Below are 10,639 nucleotides of genomic sequence, written 5' to 3'. Positions count from 1 at the left end.
CTTCCAACTCGGCTTCCAACTCGGCTTCCAACTCGGTAAACTTATCGAGGATATTTACGATTTCATTCTGAATCGCAAGCGGCGGAACAGGGAGTATGAAATCCATTATCTTATGTTTATCACCTCTTGGCATTTTAGCACCTTTTGCATATTGATTATCAAAATTAAAAAACGCGTCAGAGGAAAGAATATAATATAAAAATCGTGGAGTAATTAAATCTTTGTCGTCTATTCGAAATAACAAAACATCTCCATTTGTTCCACCATCGCAATCTGCTAACCATATCTTCTTCAAATAAGGGCGTATATTCCCGACAAGTATGTCGCCAATACAAAATTCAATAGCCATTCCTTCATTGGGAATTGAAATCGCATCTGTTTTTCCTTTTTTATCTTTCAATAAATTTTCTGTGCTAACATAATTATAGGCTGATAATTTAGAACATGAAACTCTTGTTTTCGGATAAAAACAAACATCTCCCAGACGGGTATATTCCACCCCATTCGGGCACAACTCCCGAATCATTTCCTCGATACGGCTCATTGCTTGCCTCCTTTCTTCTTTGAGGTTTTGGCTGTCAATGTTTTGATCGAGTCCATATAAGCCTGTTCTACGGGAGAAAGATTGCGAACCTGGAATTTGCGGTACTCGGAAACTGCTTTCTCCTCTGCCTGTTTGCGGGTTACGCTTCCCGCACCGGCCAGCAACTTTTCGCCTGTCGAAGCGAGTATATTATCCAGTTGTTGAATATAATCGGCCATATACATCGGCTTGTGGCGCATTGCCTGTATCTCGGCAAAGTCGAAATATCCCGATACTAAATTGTTCAGTACCTTTAACTCATCTTCGCTCAAATAGTTCTTGGCGACGGTTACTTCGTTCTTGGTCGGGAAATCTCCCGCAAAGGTTGTCAGCCCCATAAACGGCTTGTCGGCATCGGCACGCTCGTAGATAACCTCCGCAGCCGTATGTCCGTGCGCAGCATAGTGGAGTTTGTTCTGAACTATCTTGAAGAACTTGATGGATTGTTCCGCCTTCGGGTCGTAATCGACACTCGTAGCATACAAATCCAGCACTTGACGATACATCACCTTTTCCGATGAGCGAATATCGCGGATGCGGTCGAGCAGTTCGCGCCAGTATCCGCCGCCGCCCATCTGCTTCAACCGCTCGTCATCCATCGTGAAGCCCTTAATCATATACTCTTTCAGCCGTTCGGTAGCCCAACGGCGGAAGTTAGTGGCAATGCGCGATTTCACCCTGTAACCCAGCGATATAATCATATCGAGATTATAGAACGGGATTTCGCGCTCGACTTGTCGGCTGCCCTCTGTGCGAACCTGTCGGAAATTCCGACAAGTTGAAACTTCGTCTAACTCTTGCTCCTCGTAAATATGTTTTATATGCTCTACGACATTCGTTCGGGAGGTCTGATACAGGTCTGCCATTTGCTGCTGCGTCAGCCATACATTTTCATTCTCCAAACGAACCTCTATCTGGGTTACACCACCCTCTGTTTGATAGATGACGATATTGTTATTTATGCCCTCTTCCATAATCATTCATTTTGAACTATCCGGGATTTTGGATAGTTGCTATTTAACTTACAAGGTGGCTACAATGGCATCAATTGCTGTGCGCAATACGTTTTGGCGGGCGACAATCTCGGCAATGCGTTTGTTCAGTTCGTCAATATCCACCGCTTCGCGCGTGTCGGGCTGTTCGACATACGACGATACCGAGATATTATAGTCATTCTCGGCGATCTTGCCGTTCTCGACCAACCGGGCAAAGTGTTCATCATTCGTGCGTGCCACAAACGCCGCAAGAATACGTTCGATATTTGCATCGGACAATTTGTTCTTGTTGCCCTCGTGGACAAATTCGTTCGAGGCGTCGATAAAGAGCGTGGCGTTGTCCTTCTTGCTCTTTTTCAACACGATGATGCAGGTGGCGATGCCCACGCCGAAAAACAGATTGGCAGGCAGCTGAATTACGGTGTCGATATAATTGTTATCTATTAGATATTTGCGAATTTTCTGCTCCGCACCGCCGCGATAGAGCACACCTGGGAACTCGACAATGGCCGCCGTGCCGTTGGTCGCTAACCACGAGAGCATGTGCATCGTAAAGGCTAAATCGGCCTTGCTCTTTGGGGCGAGGATACCGGCAGGCGAGAATCGCGGATCGTTTATCAACAGCGGGTTCTCGTCGCCTGCCCACTTGATCGAGTACGGCGGGTTGGAAACGATGCACTCGAACGGCTCGTCGTCCCAGTGCTTCGGAGCCAGTAACGTGTCACCGAGCGCGATATCGAACTTTTCATAGTTGATATCGTGCAAAAACATGTTGATACGGCACAGATTGTAGGTCGTGATGTTAATCTCCTGCCCGTAGAAACCCTGCCGCACGTTCTCCTTGCCCAGCACTTTGGCGAATTTCAGCAGCAGAGAGCCGCTGCCGCATGCGGGGTCATACACTTTGTTCACTTGCTTTTTGCCGACGAGCGTAATTCGGGCGAGCAGTTCGGAGACTTCCTGTGGCGTAAAAAATTCGCCGCCCGACTTGCCGGCATTGCTGGCGTACATTGTCATCAGGAACTCGTAAGCGTCGCCGAACGTGTCGATCTGGTTATCCGCCAAATTCCCGAGTTTCATGTCGCCGATTTTGTCGATGATTTTTACCAGCGTTTCGTTGCGCTTCTGCACCGTTGTACCGAGTTTGTTGCTGTTCACGTCGATGTCAGCGAACAGCCCTTTCATATCGTCCTCGCTCGCCGCGCCTTTGGCTGAATTTTCAATGGCATGGAAGATATTGCTCAACGTTTCGTTCAGATTGGGGTCGGCGGCGGCCTTTTTGCGCACATTCCCGAAAAGTTGCGACGGAAGGATGTAAAATCCCCGCTCCTGCACGGTTACCTCGCGCCCGAATTCGGCCTGCTCATCCGAACATTCGGCGTAATCGAAATCCGTATTTCCCGCGCGCTGCTCCTCCGCATTGATGAATGCCGTGATGTTCTCGGAAATGAAGCGGTAAAACAGCATTCCCAAAACATAGTTTTTGAAATCCCAGCCGTCGACACTCCCCCGCAAATCATTTGCTATTTGCCATATTGTACGATGAAGTTCTGCGCGCTCCTGCTCTCGTGCCATATATCGTTATCTGTTTATCAATTCTTCAATATCCACCTCCAGCAGTTCCGCAATACGGACTACCGTATCCAATTGCGGCTGCGACGAGTTGGAGCACCATTTCGACACGGTCGAAGGGTCTTTTCCCAACTGCTCTGCGAGCCATTTCCCTGTTTTATTCTTTTCAGTAAGAATAACTTTCAAGCGATTTATCTCTTTCATCTCTACTCTTAAAGTACAAACGACAACAAAGATATTGAAAATAATTCAATCGATGCAATCTATTGGTTGCGTTTTTCAGTCACATACTATTTTTCTGTTTTTGCAGCGACATTATTTTGTGACATTTTTACTGAACAGTTCTCGGTGGACGGTTCCTGCATATGTTCGCCAAAGCTATTATTGTTCGGACTTGCCCGATGTCCACAAATTTTGGTTTGGGATAGCCTAATCCCCCGGTCGGCTTGTGCTGTCGGGAGCGATGCCACTCAATCTGCAAACAAAAAGGCGTTGTCTGTCCAATGCCGGAGCCGCAGAATGCGATTATTCGCTCCGAACATTCCTATCTGCTGGCGGGCATTGAGGTAAGACAATATGAAAGGGGGGGGAGAAAGATTACGTTTTGCTTGAATTGTGGGAGCAACCCGCACTGTCCTTGCAAGAGACCTGCGACCGAAGATCGCAATTCCTGTTGTAGCAGCCGCAAGGTCGTGTGTCTGACTTGCGGCATTCTGGTTGGGCAATCTTCGCAGAAGCCCCGACGACACAAATGCCCCTAAAAAACTTGAACCGTTCGCCTGAAGGAGAAATATTTTGTCATTTGTATAGACTGATGTATTCGTACCCCACATATCCACTCAAATGGGAGTTCGATATGCCCTCAAAAAACACTTTGCTTTGTGCTATTTCCCTTATATGCCCACCAAAGTAAAGTGTTTTGGACGTGTTTCGACTCGAAATCAATCGAACAACTCATTCACCAAATTCACAGCTTCATCCTTCTTTCGGTTGACGATTTTGGCATAGACCGGCGTCATCTTTACGTCCGTATGCCCGAGTAATTTCGAGGTCGCCTATAAGTCGGCACCCAGTGTCAGTATCATCGTGACAAATGTATGCCTTTAGGAGGAAGTAGTCAGATGCTCGACCCCTACCCGCTGTACGATTTTACGTAACCAGCGGTTCGTATTCGTCAGCACCTTATGCGTTCGGTCATATCTCTGCTGTTCCGTCCTATGCACACGGCGGTCAAGGATCGGGAAAATATAATCTTCATCCGTCTGCCCTGTTTGCCGGTATTGGATGATGATATTACGCATCTCTTCCATCAACAGAAAACTAATCGGTTTACCTGTTTTCTTTCGAATGTATTGCACCCGTCCATCCCGTATATTGCCATATTTCAGCAGGGCAATGTCAGCAAAGTTAATTCCGGCCCCGAAATAGCTGAATACGAAAATATCACGCGCCAATCGTTCGGAAGGATAGCCTTGCGACAAATCGAGCGCAATCACCTTGCGTACATCCTCTTTCGTGATGGCACGCTTCTTCGTGCGGGTATCGAATTTGCTGACCTTATAGGTCTCGAAAGGATAGTACTCTTTTTTCACAATCTGCCATTCGATCGCCTTATAGAACATGCTTCGTAACGTTCGAAATAGCTGGCTAATAGTCGTATCGCTGCAACCGTTCGTGCGTAACCAGTTTTCGTAACGACGCAACCATACGGCATCTATGTCGCAGAACGGAACTTGCAACCGTTGTCCCGTAAATTTCAGCAACGATGTACGGGAGTATTTATAGACCCTCGCATTGCCAAGTTTTCCGTCTCGTTGCATGTCATTGATCAGTTTATCGTACAATTCGACCACCGTACCGCAATGGACTTGGTTATGAAAATGGGACGTAAGCGTTTCCACCGTATATTCGCGTTCCCGGATCGTCAATTCGAAAATTAAGGCGTTGTATTCCGTGATTTTGGAGGCGATCAATCGTTCGATCTGCTCTTTATTCGGACAATTGCGTTTGGGTTTGTTTTTCTCAAAATCCCAGAATCGTTCTTCGATAGAAACTCCGAGTGAGACATTCTTTCATTTGCGGTCTTTCGTGATTCGAGCATTAACGGTAATGTACCTTCTTTCAGAGGTTTGTACTTGTAACAAATGACCTCTACGTTTGCTTTCATGCGTCATCTCCAGTTGACACATTGGTTAACACAAAGGCATCGGAAACGTGTAAAATCGATACGGGAGGCGCACAAAAAAAGCGTCTACATTTTCATGTAAACGCTTGTTTTTCTTTGTGGGAGCTGAGGGATTCGAACCCCCGACCCTCTGCTTGTAAGGCAGACGCTCTGAACCAACTGAGCTAAGCTCCCTTGCGGCGATTGCGATACAAAAGTACCGCTTTTTTGCAATTCTCCAAAAAAACAGCCGCGAAAATCTCACTTTTTTTGCCCGGTGGAACAGAACCGACTAATAATCAAGCCGAAAGGAAACCGAAAAATCCCCCCCTTCGCCGAAAACCTCACTCCCCGATCGACCTTTCGAGAGTTTCCAACCCCGCCGTATCCGCCGCACTCAGCGAGTCGGCCGCCGGCAGCAGCTCCGTCGGCGATTCCGTTTCCGGAGTGATCCGCAGCTTCTCCTCCGCCCGCGGCCCCCGCAGGAATATGTCGCGGATATAATTCCGCAGATTCATCCGCGTATCCTCGATCAGCTCCACCCGCGTGGGCAAATTGGCATTTTTATACCTCGCCCGCGTAATCCTGAAATCGAAATCCTCCAGATCGCCGAAAATATCGATCCCCAGCCGGAACGGAATCGGCGACTTCAGCACCGAAATGTGGTAATCGAACGTCATATCCATCTTGTGCACCCCGCTCACCGCCGCCCGATAGCGGTCGATCTCCACCACGAACGGGAAAATCTCGATCTGCGCATCCCGCACCAGCAATTCCGCCGAAATATGGTCGATCAGATTCCGCTTTTTGTTTTTGAACATCAGTTTTTTCGAGATCTCCGCAAACGTCTCGCCATCCATCAGCACTAAGCTGTCGCCCTCGATGTGGCAGGCCGCATTGAGCGACGGCAGCAGAATGTTCATCGCACTGTCCAACCGTGCCGTCACCGCGATCTGGCAGTTCACCACCCCCTCGAACGACCGCAGCATCGGCATCAGCGTGTCGATCGACGGTATCAGTTCGATCAGCCGCGCCACCTGCATCCTTTCCATCTCCAGGTCGAACCCCGTCTGAATATCCTGCAGCGTCCGCGTAGCATAGAGCCCCGTCATCCGCAGGTTCCCGGCATTGCTCCGCATCGCCAGGTCGGACAGCCGGATCATCCGGTTCCGCACTATCACCTCTCCCGCCAGGCTGTCCAGCGCCAGATTGCCGTAGACCCCGTGATGCACCGTCATGTCGAACGTCATGTCGATATTGCCCGGCACCACCAGCAGCGTACCGACCGAAGCGGTATCCGCCGACTGCGCGATACGCTGCTCCAGCTGGTCGTCACTCTCAGTATGCCCCACGCCGCCCTGTGCCACTAATTCCGCCCCCGCATTGGCCACCCGCACGATCTCGTTCAGGTTGAGCGTGTCGGCCTCCACTTTCATATTCCCCCGTATCCGCCCCCGGCCCAGCATAGCCCGGCGCAAGCCCGCCACATCGCCGGTCAGCACCATCTGCGACTGGCCCGCCTTGATGAAAGTCCGGTTCAGACGCACTTCGTCGGTGTTGAACGTAATATCCACGTCGCGCAAAGCCGTAGCCAGCGGAAAGTAAGGGGTCACGATCCGACCGGCCGAGGCTTTGACCGAGCCGTTCACCTGCCACCGCCGGAGCAGGTCGCCGAGTTCGGAAGAGACTTTCATGTCGAGATCGCTGTCCGAAACCCCGTCGTTCGGTCGCCCCTGCCGCCCCTCGCGCAAAGCGCGCGCATGGGCGAACAGCGAGTCCCGTGCCACCGCCGGGTAAAGACGTTGCAGCGAGTCGAGCCGCTGTTCCCGGCGCCGGAGCCGCGCACTGTCCGGACGGTAGAGCGTGGCGTCCAGGCCTACGCTGCCCTGCCGGATGACAAACCGGCTGTCGGTTTCCCGAAGCGACAGCCGCCGCGCCTGCATCTGCAATGCCATACGCGGAACCCGAGGATCGTCTGCGGCAGGCAGAATGCTCCATCGGCTGTCCATCCCCCGGCCGATCAGGACGGTCGAATCGCCCATCGCGACGCGCAGCCCCGCCGCCGACAGCACCCCCCGCGACGGATGCACCGCCGTGGTATCGTGAACGATGTTCTTCGCCGATGTAGCGGCGTGTACTTCGATCTTTTTCCCCGTCACGCACAAAGCGCTGCCCATATCCATGTCGACGGTGTCCAGCATGAGCATCGCGCCCACCGCCTGGGTTCCTTCGGCCATCAGCGAATCCGTCCGGGTCAGTCCGGTTCCCATCCCCAGACGGCCGTGGCCGACCATCAGGCGAAAATCCTCTTTCGGAATATTCACCAACAAGGTGTCCACCGTAAGGCGTCCGCCGATCCGAGCCCCGCCGATCCGTCCCAGGTCGAGCTGGCTCAGCCGCGCCCGCCCTTTCAAGTCCATCGCGATCCGCCCGCGCACCGTCGTACCGGAAGACGACGGGAAATGTTTGGTCAGGTAGTCCAGCGACAGGTCGCCTTTCACAGCTCCCGCGAAACCGGCATCGCCCGTCAGCCGGTCTAATGTTCCCTGTGCATAGAGGTTCAGACCGATACCCGAAACCTGGAACCTCCGCAGATCAATGCCTGTGGAGTCGGGACACCGCGGCCGATAGCGCAGCGTGGCATCCAATGCCAAGGTGTCGATGCGGCTGCCGTTGCGGTCTTTGACGTAATAGAGGTATCCGGCCGGGATGCGCCAGTCGACGGTAATGTCCGGCCAGGTCCCGTCGGACGGGTTGCAAGTGCCGTCGATCCGCAGGTCGAGGTCGGTCGTCAAATCGGTTTCGTAGTCGCGCGCCAGCGGCAGTATTTCTGTCGGCACCAATTTCAAAAGCCCGGCAATGGACAATCGGCGGGTTTGCAGACCGAAATCCGTAACGATGCTGTCACCGCAGAAAGCCGCCTCGCCTTCCGCCGTCACAAGCATGTCGTTCAGGCGCAGGGCAAATTCGCGAACCGTCATTTCCCGGTGGTCTTTCCCGTGGAACAGGACTGCGGTATTCAGCCGCACGGAATCGATCCGGCGAATGCCTGGCCATTCCGCTTCTTTGGCCGCCAGTTTCAGGGTGTAATCCACGCTCCGGCGGCTGTCCACCGTCAGGCTGTCGATCGTAGCGGCGCCGGTCTTGCCGTCTGCCGCCACCGCGACTGTGCAGTCTCGCAGCCGCAGCCGCCTAATGTCGTTCTGCAGCAGGTCGGAGGAGAGCCGCCCGCGGACGAAAAAGTTTTTCAGCTTCACGGAACCGGTTATCCGATCCGGCCGGTTGTCGTAGACTAAGTGCAGGCCGTTGCGGATCAAGATGCGGTCGATATGGATCTCGAAAGAGGTCGAGTCGGTATCAGCGGCCGCTGGATCGCTCTGGTAAATATCCCAGTTGGCTGTTCCGTCCGGTGCCACGTAAGCGTGCAGGTGTGCGTTGTCCAAGCCGATGCGCCGGATGTCGGCTTTGCCGGAAATCAGGCTTATCGCATTCAGCGATACATCCAGCCGGCCGATATGGGCCAGAGTATCTGCTTCGGCTGGCATGGTGTGGCTCAGGGTGTCTGGCAGCCGGTCGAAGGCGTGCGAAATGACTTCGGCGCCGCGCAGCCGCAGGGTGATGTAAGGAAAGTCCCGGAACAGGGAAATGCTGACGGTGTCGAATCGCACTTGCGCATCGAGGTAGCGGTCGCATATCTGCGACACGAGGGGGATAAGCCGCTGGGGGGTCAGCAGGAGGGCGGCGGCGCCGACGGCCAGTCCGAAAAGCAAAATGATGATCCCCAAGGGGATGAATATGAGTTTCCGCAGGGTTTTCCGTTTCATGATTTCAAAGATACTATTTTTACAAATAGCTTTTGTGCATGCCAGAACCTGTGCGAGCTGTTTAATACCGTGCAGGCGATACGGCGTATCGCGTGATAGTTAACCGTAGGTTACTTGCGCAGCCGTTCGCCCAGCACCCGGAGCATGTCCGCAGTCATCTCCGGCAGCCCCCACTTCGGCGCCCAGTCCCATTCGGCCCGCGCCACACTGTCATCCATCAGGTTCGGCCAGCCCTCAGAAATCGCATCCTTCACCGGATCGATTTCATAGACCATCTCGAAATTCGGAATATGCTTCCGGATCTCCGCACAAATGATCTCCGGCGAGAAACTCATCGAAGCCACATTGTAGCCATTCCGATGCTTGAGCCGTGCCGGATCCGCCTCCATCAGCTGCACCATCGCATTCAGCACATCCGGCATGTAGATCATGTCCATAAAGCGATCGTGCGGCACCGGACAGACAAACCGTTCCCCCTTGAGAGCCGCGTAAAAAATTTCGACCGCATAATCCGTCGTACCCCCGCCCGGCAGCGCCTGCGACGAGATCACCCCCGGCAGCCGCACACTGCGCGTATCGACCCCGAAACGCTGGGCATAGTAATTGCTCAGCAATTCCCCCGTCACCTTGCAGACCCCGTAAATCGTCGTCGGGTGCATCGGCGTATCCTGCGGCGTTTTGTCCTTCGGCGCGTCCGGCCCGAAAGCACCGATCGAGCTCGGTGTAAAGACCGCGCAGCGGTACTCCCGCGCCACCTCCAGCGCATTCATCAGCGCCCCCATATTGACCCGCCACGCCTTTTGCGGATTCGCTTCGCCCGTGGCCGAGAGCAAGGCCACCAGATTGAAAATCGTGTCGATTTTGTCCTCGCGCACCACCCGCGCCACTGCCTCCGCATCCAACGCATCGAGCTGGACGAAATCGTTATCCTCGCGGTCGCCGTGAATGTCCGCTGCAATCACATTGTGCTGGCCGTAAATGCCCCTCAGATGGGTTGTCAATTCCGAGCCGATTTGTCCCCCGGCGCCGACGATAAGTATCTTTTTCATGGGTTAGGTCTTGGTTTTAGGGAGACAAATTTATCGGTTTTTTCTTTACATCGGAAGAAGGATTTGTTGAAATTTTCTGAACACGGGGAACCGAAGAACACCTCATCCATCTTCGTGCCGGTCATCCCGGCGGCAGACAAAAAAAGGGAGGCCGATACGGCCTCCCTTTCCTAATTGTTTACTCAGAACTCCGGCAGACCCGGTTTTCCCGGCCCCTGCGCCATCGAAACCCACTGGTCGAACACAGCCCCGATCTGAGCCTCCGTTGCCGTACTTTGTAAGAGCGGCTTGTCAGTCGCCCTATCTTCCTGCGGATTCATCTCGGCAACGGCTCATGTTGTCAAGCACAACATATTGTGTCTGAACGAAAAGCAAATAGATTTTATCGGGTTCGGAATTTAGGTTAATAAAAAGGTTTTATTCCGATTTGTCCGTTATACAGGCAAAATAGT

The 10,639-nt window shown here is 52.8% G+C and carries 7 protein-coding genes, 1 tRNA gene and 1 pseudogene; all 9 read right to left on the bottom strand.

What is annotated here, in order from left to right; all coding sequences use genetic code 11:
* Window positions 1-544: restriction endonuclease subunit S (locus Q0Z93_RS07885; RefSeq protein WP_298064381.1), on the bottom strand; the 544-nt coding region annotated here is incomplete at its 3' end.
* Window positions 541-1,557 (bottom strand): virulence RhuM family protein, encoded by a 1,017-nt coding sequence (locus tag Q0Z93_RS07880; RefSeq protein ID WP_298064380.1) that lies wholly within the window; start codon window positions 1,555-1,557, stop codon window positions 541-543. The genes Q0Z93_RS07885 and Q0Z93_RS07880, both read right to left, overlap by 4 nt.
* A gap of 48 nt (window positions 1,558-1,605) precedes the next feature.
* Window positions 1,606-3,153 carry a type I restriction-modification system subunit M gene (locus Q0Z93_RS07875; protein WP_298064379.1) on the bottom strand — a complete coding sequence of 516 codons (1,548 nt, stop codon included), beginning with the start codon at window positions 3,151-3,153 and terminating at the stop codon, window positions 1,606-1,608.
* 6 nt (window positions 3,154-3,159) lie between these two features.
* On the bottom strand, window positions 3,160-3,354 hold the full coding sequence (locus tag Q0Z93_RS07870; RefSeq protein WP_298064378.1) for a helix-turn-helix transcriptional regulator: 195 nt from the start codon (window positions 3,352-3,354) through the stop codon (window positions 3,160-3,162).
* 737 nt (window positions 3,355-4,091) lie between these two features.
* Window positions 4,092-5,198 (bottom strand): annotated as a pseudogene (locus Q0Z93_RS07865) (site-specific integrase).
* Window positions 5,199-5,434: 236 nt separating this feature from the next.
* Window positions 5,435-5,509: transfer RNA gene (locus Q0Z93_RS07860), tRNA-Val, on the bottom strand.
* Between the two features lie 149 nt (window positions 5,510-5,658).
* A complete protein-coding gene (locus tag Q0Z93_RS07855; protein WP_298064377.1) occupies window positions 5,659-9,138 on the bottom strand; it encodes an AsmA-like C-terminal region-containing protein in 3,480 nt (1,159 codons plus the stop codon).
* A 110-nt stretch (window positions 9,139-9,248) separates the two neighbouring features.
* Entirely contained in the window at window positions 9,249-10,187 is a 939-nt protein-coding gene (locus Q0Z93_RS07850; protein WP_298064376.1) for an NAD-dependent epimerase/dehydratase family protein, read from the bottom strand.
* A gap of 182 nt (window positions 10,188-10,369) precedes the next feature.
* Window positions 10,370-10,507, bottom strand: coding sequence for a hypothetical protein (locus Q0Z93_RS07845; protein WP_298064375.1), 138 nt, complete (start codon window positions 10,505-10,507; stop codon window positions 10,370-10,372).
* Window positions 10,508-10,639: the final 132 nt, after the last annotated feature.

Source organism: uncultured Rikenella sp. (assembly GCF_947628055.1).
GTDB lineage: Bacteria > Bacteroidota > Bacteroidia > Bacteroidales > Rikenellaceae > Rikenella.
The sequence above is the reverse complement of the archived record's forward strand: the minus strand, read 5'-3'. Positions and strand labels throughout refer to the sequence as shown.